Source organism: Streptomyces sp. NPDC001406 (assembly GCF_042895285.1).
Taxonomy (GTDB): Bacteria; Actinomycetota; Actinomycetes; order Streptomycetales; family Streptomycetaceae; genus Streptomyces.
Genome location: NZ_JBIAWG010000001.1, coordinates 711,591 through 731,868 on the forward strand (window position 1 = coordinate 711,591; position 20,278 = coordinate 731,868).

At 74.1% G+C, this 20,278-nt stretch carries 15 protein-coding genes; 2 read left to right on the forward strand and 13 right to left on the reverse strand.

Annotated elements, in window-relative coordinates; all coding sequences use genetic code 11:
- The first annotated feature begins 24 nt into the window (after positions 1 to 24).
- Entirely contained in the window at positions 25 to 3,636 is a 3,612-nt protein-coding gene (locus ACFY1J_RS03085) for a S8 family serine peptidase (protein WP_390730478.1), read from the forward strand.
- A gap of 40 nt (positions 3,637 to 3,676) precedes the next feature.
- On the opposite strand, the gene ACFY1J_RS03090 is transcribed toward ACFY1J_RS03085, so the two are convergent.
- From ACFY1J_RS03090 to ACFY1J_RS03105, 4 genes are all read right to left on the reverse strand, one after another.
- Positions 3,677 to 5,020, reverse strand: a complete 1,344-nt coding sequence (locus tag ACFY1J_RS03090) for a carboxyl transferase domain-containing protein (protein WP_390706418.1) — start codon at positions 5,018 to 5,020, stop codon at positions 3,677 to 3,679.
- Positions 5,013 to 6,458 carry an acyl-CoA synthetase gene (locus ACFY1J_RS03095; protein ID WP_390730479.1) on the reverse strand — a complete coding sequence of 482 codons (1,446 nt, stop codon included), beginning with the start codon at positions 6,456 to 6,458 and terminating at the stop codon, positions 5,013 to 5,015. Before ACFY1J_RS03095 ends, ACFY1J_RS03090 begins: the two co-directional genes overlap by 8 nt.
- Positions 6,459 to 6,509: 51 nt before the next feature.
- Complete coding sequence (locus tag ACFY1J_RS03100; RefSeq protein WP_390730480.1) at positions 6,510 to 7,115, reverse strand: O-methyltransferase; 606 nt, start codon at positions 7,113 to 7,115, stop codon at positions 6,510 to 6,512.
- A 178-nt stretch (positions 7,116 to 7,293) separates the two neighbouring features.
- The gene (locus ACFY1J_RS03105; protein WP_390730481.1) at positions 7,294 to 8,355 is read right to left on the reverse strand and encodes a MerR family transcriptional regulator; all 1,062 of its coding nucleotides are present in this window, start codon (positions 8,353 to 8,355) and stop codon (positions 7,294 to 7,296) included.
- A 116-nt stretch (positions 8,356 to 8,471) separates the two neighbouring features.
- Between ACFY1J_RS03105 and ACFY1J_RS03110 the strand changes: the two genes are divergently transcribed.
- Entirely contained in the window at positions 8,472 to 9,353 is an 882-nt protein-coding gene (locus tag ACFY1J_RS03110; RefSeq protein WP_390730482.1) for a RimK family alpha-L-glutamate ligase, read from the forward strand.
- On the opposite strand, the gene ACFY1J_RS03115 is transcribed toward ACFY1J_RS03110, so the two are convergent.
- The 9 genes from ACFY1J_RS03115 to ACFY1J_RS03155 all read right to left on the reverse strand — a co-directional run bounded on the left by ACFY1J_RS03115 (position 9,343) and on the right by ACFY1J_RS03155 (position 20,262).
- The gene (locus ACFY1J_RS03115) at positions 9,343 to 9,945 is read right to left on the reverse strand and encodes a hypothetical protein (RefSeq protein WP_390730483.1); all 603 of its coding nucleotides are present in this window, start codon (positions 9,943 to 9,945) and stop codon (positions 9,343 to 9,345) included. The two genes, ACFY1J_RS03110 and ACFY1J_RS03115, sit on opposite strands and share 11 nt — an antisense overlap.
- A complete protein-coding gene (locus ACFY1J_RS03120) occupies positions 9,908 to 10,747 on the reverse strand; it encodes an FkbM family methyltransferase (RefSeq protein ID WP_390706412.1) in 840 nt (279 codons plus the stop codon). Before ACFY1J_RS03120 ends, ACFY1J_RS03115 begins: the two co-directional genes overlap by 38 nt.
- Positions 10,744 to 10,950 (reverse strand): Trm112 family protein, encoded by a 207-nt coding sequence (locus tag ACFY1J_RS03125; RefSeq protein WP_263208405.1) that lies wholly within the window; start codon positions 10,948 to 10,950, stop codon positions 10,744 to 10,746. Before ACFY1J_RS03125 ends, ACFY1J_RS03120 begins: the two co-directional genes overlap by 4 nt.
- On the reverse strand, positions 10,947 to 11,837 hold the full coding sequence (locus ACFY1J_RS03130) for a hypothetical protein (RefSeq protein ID WP_390730561.1): 891 nt from the start codon (positions 11,835 to 11,837) through the stop codon (positions 10,947 to 10,949). The genes ACFY1J_RS03125 and ACFY1J_RS03130 overlap by 4 nt, the downstream gene beginning before the upstream one ends.
- Before the next feature lie 20 nt (positions 11,838 to 11,857).
- The gene (locus ACFY1J_RS03135; RefSeq protein WP_390730484.1) at positions 11,858 to 12,592 is read right to left on the reverse strand and encodes a methyltransferase domain-containing protein; all 735 of its coding nucleotides are present in this window, start codon (positions 12,590 to 12,592) and stop codon (positions 11,858 to 11,860) included.
- Positions 12,589 to 13,890: a condensation protein gene (locus tag ACFY1J_RS03140; protein WP_390730485.1), complete on the reverse strand. Its 1,302-nt coding sequence runs from the start codon at positions 13,888 to 13,890 to the stop codon at positions 12,589 to 12,591. Before ACFY1J_RS03140 ends, ACFY1J_RS03135 begins: the two co-directional genes overlap by 4 nt.
- Positions 13,887 to 18,221, reverse strand: coding sequence for an alpha-(1->3)-arabinofuranosyltransferase family protein (locus ACFY1J_RS03145; RefSeq protein WP_390730486.1), 4,335 nt, complete (start codon positions 18,219 to 18,221; stop codon positions 13,887 to 13,889). The genes ACFY1J_RS03140 and ACFY1J_RS03145 overlap by 4 nt, the downstream gene beginning before the upstream one ends.
- Positions 18,218 to 18,928, reverse strand: a complete 711-nt coding sequence (locus ACFY1J_RS03150; protein ID WP_390706958.1) for a class I SAM-dependent methyltransferase — start codon at positions 18,926 to 18,928, stop codon at positions 18,218 to 18,220. The genes ACFY1J_RS03145 and ACFY1J_RS03150 overlap by 4 nt, the downstream gene beginning before the upstream one ends.
- Before the next feature lie 182 nt (positions 18,929 to 19,110).
- On the reverse strand, positions 19,111 to 20,262 hold the full coding sequence (locus tag ACFY1J_RS03155; RefSeq protein ID WP_390706408.1) for a glycosyltransferase family 4 protein: 1,152 nt from the start codon (positions 20,260 to 20,262) through the stop codon (positions 19,111 to 19,113).
- Positions 20,263 to 20,278: the final 16 nt, after the last annotated feature.

The window sequence follows — 20,278 nt, forward strand, 5'->3', positions numbered from 1 at the left end:
CACTCGACACGAGAAGAGGCGTGGATGACCAGAGGACCAGTCGGACGTGGGGCGACCCTCCTGTCGGCCGGGCTCGTGATCGCCCTGCTGCCGGCGGCCCCGGCGGCCGCACGACAACCCGTCGGCGCGGGCCCCCGCCCCACCGGCGCCGGCACCACCGTCACCCTCGTCACCGGCGACAAGGTGACCGTCACCGACCTCGGGCAGGGGAAGCGGACGGTGACCGTCGCACGGCCGCCCGGCGCCACCGGGGCCGTCCGCACCCAGACCGCCGACGGCGACATCACCGTCGTACCGGACGAGGCACTTCCGTATCTGCGGGCCGGCACCCTGGACCGGCGGCTGTTCGACGTCAGCGGGCTGATACGGCAGGGGCTCGCCGACGGGAAGACGGACGAGCTGCCCCTGATCGTGACGTACGGCAAGGGCGCGCGGGCCGTCACCCCGCGCGGTGCCGAGCGGACACGGACGCTGGCCAGCCTGCGCGGGGCCGCCCTGGCCGCCGACAAGGGGCGGACCTTCTGGCGGTCGTTCACCGGGCACGGCGGCCTCGACAAGGTCTGGCTGGACGGGCGCGTCAAGGCCGACATGGCCGAGAGCAACGCACAGATCGGCACATCGGCCGCCTGGGACGCCGGGCTGACCGGCAAGGGTGTCACCGTCGCCGTCCTCGACACCGGGGTGGACGCGAGCCATCCCGACCTCGCGGGCCGGGTCGGCGCCACCAGGAGCTTCGTCGACGGGCAGGAGGTCGCCGACCGCAACGGCCACGGCACGCACGTCACCTCCACCGTCGGCGGCAGCGGCGCCGCCTCGGACGGCAAGGAGAAGGGCGTCGCGCCCGGGGCCACGCTCGCGGTCGGGAAGGTGCTCAGCGACCAGGGGTCGGGCAGCGAGTCCCAGATCATCGCCGGCATGGAGTGGGCCGCGCGGGACGTACACGCCCGGATCGTCTCGATGAGCCTCGGCTCCACCGAGGCCAGTGACGGCACCGATCCCATGGCCCAGGCGGTGAACACCCTCTCCCGGGAGACCGGCGCCCTCTTCGTCGTCGCCGCCGGGAACACCGGCGCCCCCTCCTCCATCGGCTCGCCCGGCGCCGCCGACGCGGCCCTCACCGTCGGCGCCGTGGACGCGGACGACCGGGCCGCCTACTTCACCAGCGCCGGACCCCGGTACGGCGACAACGCCCTGAAGCCCGACATCTCCGCCCCCGGCGTCGACATCCTCGCCGCCCGCTCCCAACTCGCCGCAGGCAGCGGCTACTACACCTCCATGAGCGGTACGTCGATGGCGACCCCGCACATCGCCGGGGTGGCCGCCCTGCTCGCCGAGGAACACCCCGACTGGACCGGCGCCCGCCTCAAGGACGCGCTGATGTCGACGTCGAAGCGGCTCGACGAGTCCGCCTATGTGCTGGGGGCGGGCCGGGTCAGCGTGCCGGACGCGGTCGAGGCGGACGTCACCGCCACCGGAAGCGCCGACCTCGGCTTCTACAGCTGGCCGTACGACGCGAACAAGCCGGTCACCAGGACCGTCACCTACGCCAACTCATCCGACGCGCAGGTCGAGTTGTCGCTCTCCGTGCAGGGCGTCCCCGACGGAGTCGCCGCGCTCGCCGACACCACCCTCACCGTCCCCGCGCACGGCACCGCGGCGACGACCGTCACCGGCGACGGATCCAAGGCGCCGGTCGGCACCACCAGTGGGCAGATCGTGGCTGCCGTCGCCGGAACGCCGGTCGCCCACACCGTCTTCGGGCTGGTCAAGGAGGAGGAGCGGTACACGCTCACCGTCCACGTCAAGGACCGCGACGGCACGCCCGCCCCCGCCGACCTCACCGTGCAGCGGCTCGCCGAGGGCGACGACCCCTTCCCCGCCCGCGTCGGCGACTCCGGCACCCTGAAACTGCGGCTCCGGCCGGGCACCTACACCCTCGCCTCCTTCCTCGACGTGCGCGGCAGCCACGGCGCGGACTCGCTCGGCCTCGGCTTCCTCGCGGCACCCGAGACCACCCTCGACCGCGACCGCGAAGTCACCCTGGACGGACGCACGTTGCGCGAGGTGAAGGCCGCGGTGAAGCGGCGCACCGAGACCCGGCAACTGATCATGGAGTACGACCGGAAGGCGAACGGCGCCGATCTGTTCGGCGCGGTCATGGTGCCGATGACCTACGACAGCGTCTTCGCCGCCCCCACCGAGAAGGTCACCCGGGGCAGCTTCGAGTACCGGACCGTGTGGCGGCTGGGCAAGCCGCTCCTGGAGGTCGAGGGCATCGGCGAGGCGGTCGTCCAGCCCGGTGGCACGCTGATCGAGGGGCGCAGGCGACTGCCGCTGGTGGACGTCGGGGACGGACCCTTCACCAAAGTCGCGGGCAAGGCCGTGCTCGCCCACCTCGCCGACGGCGCCGACCCGGCCGCCCTCGCCCGGGCCGCGCAGGACGCGGGCGCCGAGGCACTGTTCGTGACGGACGACGCGCCCGGACGGCTCATGGCCTGGTGGGGCACGGACGACAACGCCGACCGCCCGCTCCAGATCGCCACGGTGAACGCGGCCGACGCGGCACGGCTGCGGGCCGCCGGGACGGTGGACATGACCGGGACGCGCAACTCGCCCTACATGTACGACCTTTCCGAGGGCCACCGGGGTGCCGTCCCGGACCGGGACCTCACCTACCGGCCCTCCGGGCGCCAACTTGCCGCCCTGGACGTCAAGTTCCATGCGGTACGGCCGGTGAGCGGAGGCGAGTTCCGCTACTCGATCACCGACTCCTTCCCCATCGGACTCGGCTTCCAGGAGCGCGTCGACTACCCGGCCGAGCGCACCGACTACGTCTCCACCGGCCGCGGCCAGCTGTGGCACGAGTCCGTGGCGGTCGGCGACGGCACGCTGGAGGAACGCAGCGGGCTGGTGCGCTACACCGGCGGGTCACATCCCACGCTCAACTGGTTCCGGCCGGTCTGGCACCCGTGGCTGGGCACCGGGCTCGGCTGGGGGCAGCAGCGCGCCGGGAACCAGATCCAGCTCAACACCCCGGGCTGGGGCGACTCGGGGCCCGACCACACCGGGTTCGGCGACGTGTGGAGCGACGACACCGGGATGACCCAGTACACGGAGGTGTACCTGGACGGCACGCTGGTCGACCGGCGCCAAAGCTCCGGGGCGTACGTGTGGGACGCGCCCGCCGACGAGCACACCTACAAGGCCGTCACCGACACCACGCTGGACGCGGACCGCTGGGGCCTCGCCACCCGGGGCCACGCCGAGTGGACCTTCAGGTCGGCCGCCACCCCGCAGGACCGCTGGACCTACCTCCCGCTCATCAACCTCGCCTTCGACGTCGACACCGACCTCGCGGGCGACGTACGGGGCGGGAGCCGGGTCCCGATCGGACTGTCCGCGCAGTACGTGGCGAACGCGTCCGGCACCGGGACCCTCGGCGGCGGGCGGCTCGAAGTGTCGTACGACGACGGCACGACATGGCAGACCGTACGGCTCACCGGCGGGGCGGCCTGCTGGCACGGGACGCTGACCGTGCCGCGCGCCGCCGAGCATGTGTCCCTGCGCGCCTCGGCCAGCGACGACCGGGGCGGCAAAGTGACGCAGGAGGTGATCCGGGCGGTGGGAGTGAGGTAGCTCAAGGCCCGGATGGCCCAGGGCAGGGTGGGTGGCCGGCTCAAGGCTGGGGATGGTCCACGATGCCGCGGATGACCCCCAGCTCCACCAGGTCCTGCGGCCGGATCCGGAGCTGGTCGGCCGTCGCCTCCGTCTCCTCCGGGGGGCGCTTCAGGATGGCGGCCGCCAGTTCCGGGGCGATGACCGAGAAGTAACTGTCCGGTGTGGCCCAGGTGTTGCCGGGCGCCGCCAGGGCCAGCGCGCCGCCCGAGCCGCCCTCGCCGATGACGAGCGTGGTGACCGGGGTACGGGCGGCGGCCACGGCCCCGAACACGTCCGCGATCGCCGCACCCGCGCCCTCCCGCTCCGCCTCGGCGTCGTTCGCCGCGCCCGGCGTGTCCACCAGGGTCAGCACCGGTATCCCGAGCCGGTCCGCGAGCCGGATCAGCCGGGCGGCGGTGCGGTATCCGGCGGGGCGGGTCTTCGTCCCCGTCTGGGCGGCGTAGGCGACGGTACGTCCGTCCCGCTCGCCGAAGCCGCACAGCATCCCGTCCGGGTCGGCGCCCCCGCAGCGATCGCCGACGAGCGCGGCACGGCGGGTGAAGTACGCGTCCAAGTAGGCCTGCGCCCGCGGGCGTTCGGGGGAGCGGGCGCGGAGGACGGCTTCCCAGCCGGTGGCCGGGAGGGTCGTGGAGCCGAGGGCGGACGGGGGCGGGGCCTCGGCCGCCGGTGTGGTCAGCAGCCGCAGCCACAGCCCCAGCGTCTCCCGCAGTTCCTCCAGCCGTACCACCGCGTCCGCCGAACCCGCCGCCACCTGCGCCTGAGCCGTGTAGGCGGCGGGGTCGGCGTCCGGCGGGCGGACCCGGGAGCCCGCGAAGCCGACCTGGGCGCCGGGGAGGGCGAGGGTGATGTCGGCACCGGCGCCCAGGGTGGCCCAGCCGCCGCCCGTCGTAGGGTCGCGCAGCACGGCGATCTGGGGCAGGCCCGCCTCCCGGGTGAGCGCCGACTGGCGGGCCACACGCTGGAGTTGGGTCAGCGCGAGCATGCCCTCCTGCATCCGGCTGCCGCCGGTGGCGACCAGCGGGACGACCGGGAGGCGGTGGGCGCGGGCGTGGGTGTACGCCGCCTCCAGTCGGTCGCCGGTGCGCCGGCCCAGGGAGCCGCCGAGGAAGCCGAACTCGAAGGCGATCAGCACGGCGGGCGTGCCCTCGACGCGCGCGGTGCCGCACACGACGGACTCCTCCTCGCCGGTGCGGCGGGAGGCGCGGGCGCGCGAGGCGTCGTACCCCTGCCAGGAGATCGGCCCGTCCGGCGCGGACCTCCCTTCCCGGTAGGGGAGTTCGGTGAAGGTGGAGGCGTCGCAGACCAGCGCGAGGACGTCGCGCGCCGACAGCCGCTCAGGCATCGCGCAGCTCCCGCTTCATGATCTTCCCCATGTCGTTGCGGGGGAGGACGTCCAGGTGCCGGACGACACGCGGGCGCTTGTGCGGCGCCAGGCGGCGGGCCACATGGTCGGCCAACTCCTGGTCCGACGGCGGGGACTGGGGATCCGCCGGGACGATCCACGCCACGATCCGCTCGCCCAGATCCGCGTCCGGCTCCCCGGTGACGGCCGCCTCCCGCACCCCCGGATGCTCCAGGAGGGCGTTCTCGATCTCCCCGGCCCCGATCTTGTAACCGCCGCTCTTGATCAGGTCGGTGGCCTTGCGTCCGACGATGCGCACATAGCCGTCCGGCTCGCGCACCGCCATGTCCCCCGTCCGGAACCAGCCGTCCCCGGTGAAGGCGGCGGCGGTCGCGTCGGGCCGGTTGAGGTACTCGGTGAACAGGTTCGGGCCGCGCACCTGGATCTCGCCGACGGTCTCCCCGTCGTACGCCGCGACCGGCGTCCCGTCCTCCTCCACCAGCCGCAACTCCACGCCCGGCAGCGGCACCCCGACCGTGCCCGCGCGCGGCTCGCCGTCGGCCCGCACGCTGGTGTTCATGAGCGTCTCCGTCATGCCGTACCGCTCGATCACCCGCTGCCCGGTCGCCGCCGTGATCCGCTCGTGGTCGTGCACGGGCAGCGCGGCCGAGCCGGAGACGAGCAGCCGGGCCCGGCCGAGCGCCTTGGCCAGCTCCGGGTCACCGGGCAGGGCCTCGGCGATGCGGTGGTACATCGTCGGCACCCCGAACAGCATGGTGGCGCCGTCGTTCAGCTCCCGGGTCACCCCCTCGGTGCTGAAGCGCCCGAGGTGCCGCACGGATCCGCCGCGCCGGAGCGGGCCGAGCACGCCGAGCACCAGCCCATGCACATGGAACAGCGGCAGCCCGTGCACCAGGACGTCGTCGCCGGTCCACTGCCAGGCGTCGGCGAGCGCGTCCAGGGTCGTGGCGAGCGCCCGGCGGGGGATGACGGCGCCCTTGGGCGGGCCGGTGGTGCCGGAGGTGTAGACGATCAGTGCGGGGTCGCTCTCGGACGTACGGTCATCGGGGACGGTGCCGGTGCCGTACGCGTCGACGTCGACACGCTCCAGGTCACCGAGGGCGGCGGGGAGTTCGGCACCCGGCGCCGCCAGCACCAGCGACGGCGCGCTGTCGGAGAGGATGTGCGCGAGTTCCTTCTCCCCCGACTTCGGGTTGAGCGGCACCGCTGCCGCCCCGGCGAGCAGCACGCCCACCACCCCGACGGCCGTCTCCAGCTCCGGGGTCGCCCACACGGCCACCCGGCCCACGCCATGAATCCGGGCGGCCAGGGCCCCCGCGGCGGCGCCCAGTTGCGCGTACGTCAGCGACCGATCGCCGAACCGCAGGGCGACTCGCTCGCCAGAACCGCCCACCAGGGCCGGAAAGAGGGAGGACACGCGGAGCACTCCTTGCCTGTCGGGACGCTGCAGGGAACGACAGCACCCTTCCTACACCAGGCAACGCGTCCCCACGACCGCGCTCAGATCCGAAGCGAGTCGCAGCTCCGCCGAGCACAGCGCCGGGTGCTCCAGCCAGTGCAGCCGGGCCCGGTCGGGGAGACCGTCGTGGAGCGGCGGCCAGGTGGTGGCGGGCGTGAAGTCGTCCACGACGACCGTGCCGCCGGGCACGAGCAGCCGCGCCACGTCGGCGGGGGTGTCCCCGGGCGCCTTTCCCTGCCCGCCCCCGTCGAGCACGAGCAGGTCGTACGGCGCGTGCTCCTCGATCCGCCGCCAGTTGCCGGTCAGTACCTCGACCCCCGGCCGGCCGGCGAAGATCCCGGCCGCGGCCCGCGCCCGCTCCGGCTCGCGCTCGATGCTGTACAGCCGCACGTCCGCGCCCGCGCCGGCGGCCAGCCACGCCAGCCCCACCCCGAGCCCCGTGCCCGTCTCGCCGATCCGGGCCCGTGCGCCGCCCGCCAGGGCGTACAGCAGACGACCTTGCTCGGGGCGGCAGGAGTACGGGAAGCCGTGGTCGCGGGCGGCGGTCACCGCGCGCCGGACGAGCGGAGGCAGGTCGTCCACAGCGGTGTACGCGTCGGTCCCCGAGAGCGCCATGGCCCCGATCCTGCCCGACGCCCGGCTGCCGCCTCCACGACTTCGGAAACGAAGCGGTGGCGCCGTAGGGGGCGGGTTCGACGCGGTCCATCGGTTGTGTGTGGCTGGTCGCGCAGTTCCCCGCGCCCCTTGGGGCGGGTGGCTGGGCCTGTGGCGAAAAGGCCGGCCTCCGCCTGTGTCAGGCCGTTGTCTCCACCACGTCCGCCACCACGCAGCTCACGTTGTCCGGGCCGCCGGCCGTGTTTGCTTCGGTGATCAGGGTGTGTACCGCGGTGTCCGGGGTCGGGGCGGTGGACAGGAGGTGGGTGATCCGGGCGTCGGGTACTACGCCGGACAGGCCGTCGGAGCAGAGGAGGTATCGGTCGCCGGGTAGGGCGTCGTGCAGTTTCAGGTCCGGGATCGCGGGGGTGCCGCCCGAGAGTGCCTTGAGGAGCAGGGCGGGATGTGGATGGGTGGTGGCCTCCTCCGGGGTGAGTCGGCCCTCGTCGATCATCGACTGGACGACCGTGTGGTCGTGGGTGATCCGGAACAGGCCGCCGTCGCGGAGTAGATACGCGCGGGAGTCGCCGATGTGGACCAGGGCCAGCCGGGACCCCGTCCACAGCAGCGCGGTCAGTGTGGTGCCGACGGTGTCGCTGCCGCCGGCCACGTCCCGGACCGCCTCGGTCGCGCCTCGTACGGCCTCCTCCAGCAGGTTCAGCACGCTGCCCGCGGGCAGCTCCTCGTTCTCCAGGAACTTCAGCGCCTCCACGGCGGCGCTGCTGGCGAGCGCTCCGGCGGGACCGCACCCGTCGGCCACGGCGAGCAGCCGTGTGCCCGCGTAGGCGGTGTCCTGGTTGGTGGGCCGTACGCGCCCGGTGTCGGAGTGGGCGCAATAGCGCAGTTCCAGCATCGCGGTGTCCTTCCTCGGCTCTGCGGTCAGGTGGTCGACGAGGAACTCGGCCAGATCGCGGCGCACGGCCGTCTCCCGCTCGATCCGCGCCCAGTAGGCACGGATCTCCCGGGCGGCCGCCGCGGGCGGCAGCGCGCACACCTGCCGGATCGAGGCCAGCGGCATCCCCAGCCGCCGCAGCCACGCCACCAGCCGCGCCCGCTCCAGCTGCTCCACCGCGTAGTAGCGGTACCCGGTGTCCGGGTCGACCCGCGTGGGCCGCAGCAGCTCCAGCTCGTCGTACAGCCTGAGCGCCTTCGGCGACAGCCGGCACGCCTTCGAGAAGGCCCCGATCGTCAGCAGCTCCATGCGCCGCCACCCCCCGTACGTCCGCTCGTCGTTCCGCCACCGATGCTGGGGCCTGACCAAAGGTGAAGGTCAAACCCGTTGGATCGGTTGCGGCAGCCGTTGTTAGCCTGCGGCGCATGCCCCGTATCGCACTCGCCACCTACGACCCGGGCGACGAGCCCCACCACGACCGTGACCTGCCCCTGCTGGTGGCGGCCCTCACGGATGCCGGGGTCGGAGCCGAGGCCGTCGCCGTGCACTGGGACGATCCCGGCGTCGACTGGGGCGGGTTCGATCTCGTCGTCATCCGGTCGACCTGGGACTACAGCTGGCGCGCGCGTGAGTTCGTGGCGTGGGCGGAGCGGGTCGGGAAGGTGACGCGCCTTGCCAATCCGGCGCCCGTCGTGCGCTGGAACACGGACAAGCGGTACCTCGGCGACCTCGCGGCGGCCGGTGTGCCCGTCGTGCCGACCAGCTACCTCGCCCCCGGTGACGCCCCCGACCTGCCGGACGACCGCGAGTTCGTGGTCAAGCCCACCTTCGGCGCGGGCGCCCGGTTCGCCGCGCGCTACACCCCGGGCGAGCGGGACCGGGCCGTGGGGCATCTGGCGCGGATGCATGACGAAGGGCTCACCGCGATGGTGCAGCCGTACGTCGAGGGCATAGACGTCAGCGGCGAGCGCGCCCTGCAGTTCTTCGGCGGCCGTCTGCTGCACGCCAGCCGCAAGCGCGCCGTCCTGTCACCAGGCGCGGCCTACGACGCGGACAAGGTGGCCCATCCCGACCTGGAGCCCTGGACCCCGATCCCGGCCGAACTCGCCGTCGCCGAGCGCGCCCTGGCCGCCGTACCGGACGCCCCCGAGCTGCTGTACGCGCGCGTGGACCTCGTCGACGGGGAGGACGGGGAACCCTGGGTCATGGAGCTGGAGCTCGTCGAGCCGAACCTGTTCCTCTTCCTGCACCCCGGCTCGGTGGACGAGGTTGCCGCCGGGATCCTCGCGGCGGCCGCTACTCGCTGACCGCCGTCCGCTGCAGCAGCCCCCACGTGAACTCGGCGGCCACCTCCCGCCGTACGCCCTGCGCGTCGGGCGCCGTGAACGCCAGGCCCCAGCGGGTCGGCGCCGTGCCCTCCAGGGGGCGGGCGGGGGCGAAGGCACGGGCCACCTCGTCGACCGTGCAGCACCAGGGGGTGAGGTCTTCGAGGGTGCGCAGGTCCGGGGCGGGGGCGCCGGGGGCGCGGACCAGCCATTCGTTCCAGACCGCGCCGTCGGGACCGACCAGCGCTTCGAAGCGCAGCGCGGGCCAGAGCGGGAGCGGCCACTGCCAGGCCCGGCACTCCAGGTCGCCGACGGTGCGCTTGGTCTCGTACTCGGGCGGGCCGAGAACCGAGCGGTAGCGCGCGGCGGACGTGCGGGCGCGCGGGGAGCGGACCATCGCCTGCCAACGCTTGTTGGCCTCCCGCATGTCCGCGATCGAGACCCCCAGCTCATGGCGGGCGTCCTCGACCAGACCGGGGTTGTGATCGGACATGCGGCGCAGCAGCACCAACTGGAAGTCGAGCGCGGTGAAGGGGCTAGCGGGGCGCTTTCCGGAGGGCGGCATGGGGACCATCGTCGCCCATCGCGGTCGTACCCGGGCGGCGGCCGTCCGGGAGGAACAGCACCGAGTTGACGTAGCGCGGACCCCTGACGGCGCGGAAGGGCAGGACGCGGCGCAGCAGGCCCCGCGAGACGACGTGCGCGGTCCCGGCCTGGTGGGCCTCCAGCGGGAAGGAGGCCAGCGGGATCCAGCTCGTCCCCGGCAGCACCCAGCCCTCGTAGCCCAGCAGCCGCAGATACGTCAGCACCGGCCCGATCGGCTGGATCCGTGATTCCAGCTCCACGAACAGCGCCGGGCGGTCGCGCGCGAGCAGCGCCGTGGCGCCGCGCAGCACCGCCAGCTCGCTGCCGTCCACGTCGATCTTGATGAAGCCGACGTCCCGCAGCCCCAGGTCGTCCAGCGTCACACAGGGCACCTCCAGGGCCCGGCCGTGGATGTCCCGGCGCACCAGGGACGACACGCCCCGGTCGCCCGCGTCGTCCGGCGGCAGCCAGAGCCGGGCGACGCCGGGGCGGTCCGCGGCGGCGGCCTGGATCACCCGTACGTTCGCCGGGAACGCCGCCGAGGCCAGCAGCCGGGCCAGATGGGGGACTGGTTCGACGGTGACCACCTGACGTGCGCGCGTCGACAGACGGCGGGTCCACGGGCCGTACCAGCCGCCCACGTCCACCGCCGTGCCGCAGCCGGCCGGGCAGAGTTCGCCGAGGCGCGCCAGCTCGGGTTCGAAGCGCGGGTAGAGCGCGCGGGCGGTGGCGGCGACGAGCCTGGTGGGGAGGCAGGGGGCCAGCCGGGCGGCCAGGGTCGGTCCGCTCACGGTGTCATCCGCCTCAGCAGCTCCTCGTGCTCGTCGTCCGACACCTGCTCCCCGGACGACGGCAGCAGTTGCGGGATGCCGTCCACGATCGGATAGCGGCGGCGCAGCCGCGGGTTGTACAGGGCCTCCTCGGGCAGCAGGTGCAGCGGCCCCTTGTCCAGCGGGCACGCCAGGATCCTCAGCAGCGGGTCGTCGGGTTTCATGGGGGTGTCAACTCCTTGGCGCCGAGGGAGGGTTCGGGGGCTCGGTCGTGCTTCGGCATGGCCAGCAGCACGGTGACCGCGAGCGCCGTGCCCGCCAGCCGCAGGGCGAGCCGCAGCGGGTCGTGCGGCAGCGCCTCGCCGAAGGACAGCGTGCCGAGCACCGCGGTGAACAGGCAGGTCACCGTCGTGCACACCGGAACGATCAGGGAGGCCCGGCAGCGTTGCAGCGCCGCCTGGGACATGACGAGGCCGAACGCTCCCGTGAAGAGGAGGAGGTACGGGTAGGGGGAGCGCAGCAGTCCGGCCGGGCCGCTGGTCACATAGCCCGACACGCCCTTGATGGCGAGCGAGCTGACCCCGTACAGCAGGCCCACCGCGACCCCGTACTCCACCCCTGTCGTGGGCAGCCGGTGCCGGTGGCGGGCGCGGCGCTCGGTGGCCCGGTACAGCCATACGCCCGCGGCGAGCGAGGGCACGCACACCAGCAGCACCAGCGGGTACGGAGCGGTCCGGCTGACCTTGTCCGCGCCCTCCCGCAGGGACAGTACGACCATGAGCAGCGCGGCCAGGATCGCGCCGAGCGCATACCGCTCCCGGCCGCTGGTCTCCTCGCCCAGCAGCCGTGCCGACAGCAGCACGAGCAGCACCAGCCCGGACACGAAGATGCCCTGCGCCGCGGCGATCGGCAGCGTGCGGTAGACGACGAGCTGCGCGCCGAACCCGGCCGCCAGCGCCAGCGACCCGCCGATCCACAGCGGGCTGCCGAGCACCAGCCGCAGCAGCCGGGCGGGCCTGCGCACGGTCACTTCGGGCAGCGCGGACAGGGCCCGTTTCTCCAGCACGAACCCGGTGCTGTACAGGACGTTCGCCAGCAGGGCCGCGACCACTCCCCACCACATGGCCGCCCCTACGTCCGTCGCGCATGCAGCAGCAGGATCGAGGCGAGCGAGGGTCTGGCACAGGCCAGCCGGTCCAGCGGACGCAGCGGACGCGGTACGCCGTGGAAGGGCGCGCCGTGCACGCGGACGACCTCGAAGCCGGCCGCGGTCACGAACTCCCGCAGCGCGCGGGCCGTGTACAGCCGCAGGTGTCCGACGACCTCCTTGCCGGGGCGGCCGTGGATCGCGCGCAGGCTGACCTCGGAGAACACGGGCTGTACGCCGGCCAGCAGCAGGGCGCGGTTGTACCAGGCGGCCAGGTTCGGCGTGGAGAGCATGAGGTGGCCTCCCGGGCGCAGCACGCGGCGGATCTCGTCCAGGGCCGCGTCGGGGTCGACGAGGTGCTCGATCACCTCGCTGAACAGCACGGCATCGGCGCAGCCGGTCCGCAACGGCAGCCCGCCACCGGTGAGTTCGCCCCGGACGGCATACGGCAGCCGGGCGTGGGCGCGGCGCAGGGCGTCCTGGGACCAGTCGACGCCGACGATGCGGTGACCGGCGAGGAACGGTGCGGCGGTGGCGGCCGCGGTGCCGTCGCCGCAGCCGATGTCGAGGACCGTGCGCGCCCCCGCGCCGGCCGGTCCGAGGGCGGCGGCCAGCAGCCGGGCCTGGCGGATGCTGCGCGCGGCGCCGGAGGCGACCGGCACGGCCGGGTCCTCGTAGAAGTCGCGGAGCTCCCCGGGCAAGGTGGCGGTGGTCGTCACGGGGCGGTCACCTCCGTGCTGTGCAGATAGTGCTCGAACAGATCGCGCAGTTGGGCCCCGTCGGCGGGGCCGAGCAGGGAGCGGGACCAGCGCACGGAGAGATGGAGGCGGCCCGCGGTGGACGCGGTGGTGAAGGTGAGGCCGCGCGGCATGCGCGCCGGTGCGGAGAACCAGACGGCGTCCGCGCGGCCCGCCTCCTCGCCGAAGTCCAGTGGGTAGGGGATGCGGCCGATGTTGCTGAGCAGGGTGGTCGACGTCCAGGGCGCGACGGCCCTGCGCAGCCCCCGGGTGAGCGCGGCGCGCACGGCCACCGGGGCCCAGGGGGCGGTCAGCAGGGCGGCGCCGTGGCCGAGTTGGGGCCGGGGCAGGGACTTGAGGAACCGGGTGCGGACGGCCGTGCGGCGCAGCAGCCCGGCCATGTCCGTCGCGTCCAGCTCCTCGGGCGCGAAGGGGACTTCGACGAGCCGGGTGCCGTTTCCGATGGGCATGCCCGCGTCCCTGGGACGGTCGTCGACGGGCATGGTGATGCGGATCGGGCGGGGTCGGGCACCGTGGTCCCGGTTCCAGTGGGCGATCAGCAGCGCGGTGGTGACCATGAGCTGGTCGTTCACCGTGTACGGGGAGCCCCCCGGGCGGTGCGGGAGGGGCAGTTCGGTGACGATCACGCCGTTGCCCGGGGAGGGGGAGGGGCCGGGGCTGCCGGGGGCCACACGGGCGGGCGGGGTCCAGTTGGACGGTACGGCCACGGACTCCCGCTCGGCGTCCGGCGTGCGGACGGGGGGCGCGGCGGGGGAGTTGTCCCGGCCGCCGTACAGCTCCGCCGCCGTGGCCACGACGCGCAGGCAGGCCGGGCCGTCCAGGGCGGCGTGGTTGACGGTGAGGATCAGCACGGTGCCCGCGCCCTCGGGCACGGCCTCCAGACGGATCGGCGGGGCGGCGGAGAGCGGGGGAGCGCAGTCCAGGGCGCGCTGCCGTGCGTGCCCTCGGGCGTCCGGGCCCGGCGGCGGGAAACGGGTCACCTCCACGTCCGGTTCCGCCGTCAGTTCCCACTCGTACCGGGCCCGGTACCAGGGCCGGGGAGCCTCCCGCATCAGGCTGCGCGGATGCCGGCGCAGCGCCTCCCCGAAGGCCTTGCGCAGCCGCGCGGGATCCAGCCGGCCGGGCAGCTGGACCTCGATGTGCACGGTCTCCGGTTCCGCGTCCTGAAGGCAGTGCCGGGCGACCTCGTCGACGACCGGGAACGGGATTCGGGACGGGGGCCGCGCCGGACCGTCCGGCCGGTGCTGGAGCGCGGTCATGCGGGGGCACCTCCGTCGGGCTGTCCGGGGCCACGGGCGGAGACGGTCGGCCCGGCGGCGCTCGGCGGGGACTTCCCCTCCGGGGGCGGCGACTTCTCCTCCGGTGTCGCGGGGGCGGGCCCCGGCGGCTGCGTGCCCAGGGGACTGGATCCGCGTATCCGATGCGGCAGCGGCGCGGTCGGTGCCTCCGCGTCCGGGGGTGTGCCGCCCTCCTCCCCGGGCGGGATCTCCCGGACGCTCACCAGCCCCGCGAACAGTCCGATCAGCGCGAGCAGTTGGGCCGGGTGGCCGAAGGCGCCGTGCCCGGCGGCCACCGGTTCCCCGGCGCCGGTCGCCGCCGCGATCCCGGCCCCGGCGAGCGCCACGAGGGCGAGGGGCACCAGCAGTGCGTGCCGTCGGTGGGCGAGCAGCGCCAGGGGCGGCACCAGCAGGGCGAACCAGCCCGCGATCACCACGGCGACCAGCGTCAGCGCCACCGTGCCCAGCCATACGCCGGGCGCCGGAGGCACCGGCTGCGGCTCATTCGGGTTGGGTGCGCGGCGCCGCCACACCACCAGGCCCAGCAGGGCCGCGAGCCCCACCGCGCCGCCGATCAGACCGGCCTCGTAGGTCGTCGCCGGTGTGTACGACAGCTTGACCGTGCCGCCCGCCCCGGCCGGGACACGCCAGCCCTGCTGCCAGCCGTCGAGCCGGACGGGGGTCAGCTCCTTGCCGTTCAGGGTGGCCCGCCAGCCGTCGTTGTAGTTCTCGTACGTCGTCAGGTAGGTGGCCGCCCCCGAGCCGACCGTCACCTCGCGGCGGTCGCCCAGCCAGTCCCGTATCCGCAGCTCACGCCCCGGACCGACGGCCTCGTTCAGCGCCCCGCGGGTCAGCGTCACGTCCGTCAGGACCAGGGGACCGGTGTCCCCCGCCTCGACCCGGTGGCTGCCCGCGGTCAGCTCCAGCGCCGCGTCCGTGGTGCCTTCCTGGCAGGGCGTCACCTCCACCCGCCGGCGCTCCACCAGGTCCCGTACGGTCCCCTTCACGCTCGTCGGGTACAGCTCGCCGTCCACCGCCAGCACCGGGCCCTGCCCGCACGGCAGGGAGAACGTCCGGGTGGGGGCCGGCTGCCGGGTGCGGTAGCCGTCGAGCGCCGGGAGGTACGCCTCGGTGAGACCGACGGGGAGTTGCAGGTCCTCGTCGGCGACGGGGTTGTGCAGGGTCAGCGGCGCCGTCTTCGTGATCGTGATGTCGAGCCGGTCCGTGGTGATCGGGTCGAAGCGGACCATGCCGTTCTCGTCGACGCCCGCGGTCGTCGCACCGTCCGGGGAGCTGATGTCCACCTCGGTCGGGCGGGTCGACAGGCCGCCCGCGGGGGCGAGCACGATCTCGCCCACGGGCTGTTTGCCCTTCCAGCTCAGATGGATCGTGGGACGGTCGCCCGCGATCCACGCCGTCGTCAGGTCGCCGTCGGTGAGATTGCGCGCGGACAGGCCCGCGCCCAGGGCCGCGGTGGAGTCCGCGGTCGCCGTGATCCGGTTCTTCTGGTCCGGCGCGACCCGGTACAGCAGCTTGTCGAGCGCCTCGCCCGGCACCGGCACCGCACTCGCCGCCACCTGGTACGACCCCGCCGTCCCCGTGGCGAAGGCGCGGTGCAGCCCCGCCTCGGTGCCGGTCGCCGACAGCCCGGTCGGATCGGCCGCGCGGTGCAGGGAGACGACCTCGGCCGCCGCGTCGGAGCCGTCGGCGTCGGTGGGCAGCCGCAGCATCCGGGTCACCTGGACGTGGGGCAGGGCGATCTCGGCGAAGCCCGCGCCGGTCAGGCCGGAGCGCCGGGCCACCGAGTCGACGATCGTCAGCTTCATCCAACGCGTCGCGCCGGCCGGGGCCTTGACGGTCTGCGTCATGCCGTCGGGCCGCAGGAAGCTGGTCACCGAGCCCTTCTGCGTCGTCACCCGCACCCGGGTCGCGGCCGCCCGCACGCTCTGCTGCGGCAACGGCGTCACCTTCACGGACGACGGCATGTCGTACGACCCGTCGAAGCCGATGCGCAGCCACTGCCCCTTCGCCGAGCCGGGCGCGCCCTCCGCCCACGCGGTGGCCGGGTCGCCGTCGAAGGCGTTCACCGGGTCGTACTGCGGGAGGTGGAAGAGCCAGTTGCCGTACGACGACGCCGTCACCGTGCTGGCGCCGCGGAGCTGGGCCACGGTCTGGTGGCCGATGCCGTCGGTGGGCAGGATCTGGCGCGGCTTGTCACCCGCGTCCTGCACGGCGTCCGGCGCGTTGCGCTCGTCGCGGGTGTACGTGTACGAGGTGTTGGCGTCGACCAGCCCGAACCGGGTGTCCGCCCGGCGCAGTCCGTCGCCGACCAGCTGGAGGCCGGGGGAGCCGACCCCCGGGTGGTTGTCGCCGGTGAGCACGGTGGCCCGGTCGCGCAGCCGGGCGGCGAGCGGCAGCAGCGCCTCGGGACCGCCGGAGACGACGGCCGTGTCCGCGGCCGACAGCAGCCGGGCCTGGCCGGGCCGCGGCACGTCCTGGTCCACCGGCTCGTAGATCTCCACCGCCCGCTGCCTCGGGTACAGCCCCTCCACCTGGAGCGGGGTGCCGTGGGCGATCCGGCCGCCGGTCATCACCGGCCCGTAGCCGGTCACCCGCCGGTAGCCGGACTGCTCCAGGGTGCGCTTGACGGTCGTGGTCGGGACGTAGCCGATCTGGTCGGGGTCCAGGTCGTTGCGGACGACCACGTAGTAGATCCCGGCGCGGCTCAAGTAGTCGGCCAGGCCCGGGACTTCGCCGCCGCTCAGCAGTGCCTGCTCGACCGCGTCCATCGCCCGCCGGTTGCCCGGGGTGCCGAAGGGCACGAAGTCCCGCTGCGCCCAGCGGCTGTCGGCCAGCACGTCCAGGGGGTGGTCGATGGGGGAGCCCCAGGTGTAGAGGCCGTGCGCGGTGGCCGGGACGACCAGGGCGCGGGAGTCGGGGGAGTACTTCTTCAGCCAGTCGGCCGTGGTCTGCCAGTACTTGGGCAGTTGCTGGAACGAACCGGGGTTCAGGATCGATCCGTTGAGGTACGGCCACAGCAGCCCCGGCAGCACCAGTACCGCCGCGACCAGCGGGGCGAAGCGGCGGCCGCGCACCGGGCGGGCCCCGCGCGGCTCGGCGGCCACGCCCACCAGATGGGCCAGCCCGAGCACGAGCGCCAGCGCCATGCCCGCCTGGAACTTGTAGATGTTGCGGAACGGCACCAGCCATCCGTTCAGCCAGTCCTGTACGACCCCGTGGAAGGGCGCCCCGAACGCGCCGCCGTACCCGGCGAGCGTGATCAGCGCGGTGCTGAGCACCGTCAGCACCAGCCAGCGCCGCTCCGGCAGGTCGCGCCGGGCCAGCCCGGCCAGCCCGAGGCCGGCGGCGAGCGCCGAGCAGACGATCACGACGACCGCGGAGGCCACGGCCCAGCCCGCGGGCAGCCAGGCCTCGCCGAGATGCAGATAGGCGACCCAGTTCCCGCCGCCGCGCAGCGCCTCCGTGGCCGACATGGTCGCCGTCGTCGTCTGCGAAGTCTCCACATAGGGAAGGAAGTTCTCCCCGTAGACGCCGAGCAGCAGCAGCGGGATCCACCACCATGCCGTCGCCACGAGCACTCCGGGCACCCACCAGGAGATCAGCTTGCGCTGCCGTGGTCCGGGCGGGCGGGAGAGCAGATACAGCCCGGCCGGCAGCAGACAGGCCAGGGTCGCGGCCGCGTTGACGCCGCCCATGAACGGCACGACCAGTGCCGAGCGCAGGGCCGCGACCCGGGCGGTGTACCGCTCGTCGGCCAGCGGCAGCAGCACCCAGGGCAGGAAGGCGCCGGGCAGCGCGGCCGCCGAGGTGGAGCCGACGACCACGGTGAACACCGGCCACAGCGCATAGGCCAGCGCCCCGAGCAGCCGGGACGCGGGGGTTCCGACCCGCAGCCGCTCGGCCAGCCGCAGCGCACCCCAGAACGCCACCGACACGATCAGCGACAGCCACAGCCGCTCCGCGAGCCACACCGGCAGGGACACGGCGTGGCACAGCCAGTAGAAGGGCAGCATCGGCCACAGATAGCCGGCGTACTGGTCCTGGATCCCGCCGAAGGATCCCTGGTCGTGCCACAACTGCCCGAGGTCAGAGAGGAACCGGCCCGGGTCGACGGTGACGCCCAGTTTGGTGTCGAAGGTCTGCCGCCCCGGGTGCACCGCGAGAAGCAGCACCAACACCACGGCCCAGAACCCCAGCAGCCAGCGCCGCGACCGCGGGCCCTCCGGCGGGCCCGAGGTGGCCGCGGTGGTGGGGACGGCTGCCGGGGGAGGAGCCTGGACCGTGGTTGTCATGGGGGACACCGCCGGAGGATGAGGAGGAGGTTCCAGGTGGCCAGCTCGCGGATGCCGGGCGCCTTCACGACGGTTTCCGCGAGGAACGGCCAGTAGCGGGAGCGCGCCGAGACGACCGTGACGTCGTCGCGGGCGCGCACCTGCCGCAGGGTGGCTCCGATGTGCACGGCGAACAGGTTCTCGCCCAGGGTGTGCTTGGCCGGCCGTCCGGTACGGCGGCGGTAGCGGGCGCGGGCCCGTTCGGCGCCGAGATAGTGCCAGGGCGCCCACTCGTGACCGCCCCACGGGGAGAGCCAGTTGGTGAAGGACACATAGATCAGCCCGCCGGGCCGGGTGACCCGCGCCAGTTCGCTGAGGAACGTCTGCGGATCCGCCACGTGTTCGAGGACGTTGGACGAGAACGTCACGTCGGCGACCCCGTCGGACAGCGGCAGCAGATAGCCGTCGGCGATCACCGTCCCGGCGGGCGGCCGCTCGCCCAGCTCGGTCACGTCCGGCTCGAACAGATGGGCCTGGGCGCCCCGGCGCCGGAACTCCTCGGTGAAGTACCCGCCGCCCCCGCCGACGTCCACGACGATCCGCCCGGCCACCGGCCCGTCGTAGGCCTCGACCTGGTCGGCGGCGTCCCGGGCGAGCAGGGAGTAGCACGACTGCGGGTCGTCCTGCTCGTGCAGGAAGGCACGAAGGAGGGCGAGGGAACGCCGCAGGGAGGGATCCTTCGAACTCCGGCGCCCTGCAGCGCCCCGATAGGGGCGCGGGGCTGTGACATGTGCGGCTTCGCCGCGATGGGGGTGCCTCCCTGCTCGAACGAAGCTGAGAGCTTGGGGGAGCGACCAGCCACGACGGATCCGCAGTCGCGCGACGGCCTCACCGACACGGCGCAAAGGCGTCATCGTTCCCAGCCCCGCACCGCCTCCGCGCCAACCGCAAGGAACTGTCTCACGGTCCGTTCCCAGCGGTAGCCGGCGGCGCGATCGCGGGCCGCCTTGCCCATCGCCTCCCGCCGATGCGCGGACAGCGCAAGCGTGCACCAGGCCGCCGCGAACGACGACTCGCCGCGGGCCAGCACTCCGGTCTCGCCGTCCACCACGGAGTCCCTGAGGCCGGGTACGTCGAAGGCGACCGCCGGTGTCTCGCGTGCCGCCGCCTCGGTCACCACCAGGCCCCAGCCCTCGACGGCCGAGGGGTGCACCAGCAGCCAGGCCGCGCACAGCAGCCGGTGTTTCTCGGCCTCCGAGACATGCCCGGTGAACTCCACGCCGGGCCCGCCGAGCCGCTCCAGCCGTTCGCGCTCCGGACCGTCGCCGACGATCAGCAGCCGGCCGCCGGTGACCGGCCGCACCCGCTCCCAGAGTCTGAGCAGCAGATCGATCCGCTTGTACTCGACCAGCCGTCCCACCGCCACGAACAGCGGTTCGGCAGAGCGGTCGGCCCGCGGACCGGGCTCCTCCACGCCGTTGTGGACGATCCGGATGCGGTCCCGTTGCACCCCGATCGCGCGCAGGGCGTGCGCGGTCGACGGGGAGACGGCGACCATCAGACTGCGCTGCTGCGCACCGGTCAGTGCCCAGTGCTCCAGTCTTCGGCCGATCCGCGCGGCGGGCGCCAGCGGTCCGCTCAGCCGCATCCGCCACAGGTCGGTGTGGACGTGGTTGACCAGGCACAGGGTGGGGCCGCTGTGCCACAGGGGCGCGAAGTAGGGCATGCCGTTGCACACCTCGACGAGCAGGTCGCAGTCGCCGACCTGGCGGGCGAAGGCCGAGCGGGCGCGCAGGTAGTGGGCGTAGGTGCCGCCCGCGGACACGACCCGGTAGTCCCGGAATGCGGCGGGGCCGCCGCACAGGAGGGTGACCTGGTGGCCGAGACGGGTCAGTCCGTCCGCGAGCCGGTCGACGAGCAGTTCGGAGCCGCCGGCGGAGGGGTTGCCGAGGTCCCGGTGGGCGAGGAAGACGATCCGGCGCGGATGTGGGGGGAGCGCCGGGAGGTGCCGCGTGCCCTGGGGGAACGCGGCGCGCATCGAGGACGGCACGTGCTGGGGCATGGGTGCTCCAACTCGT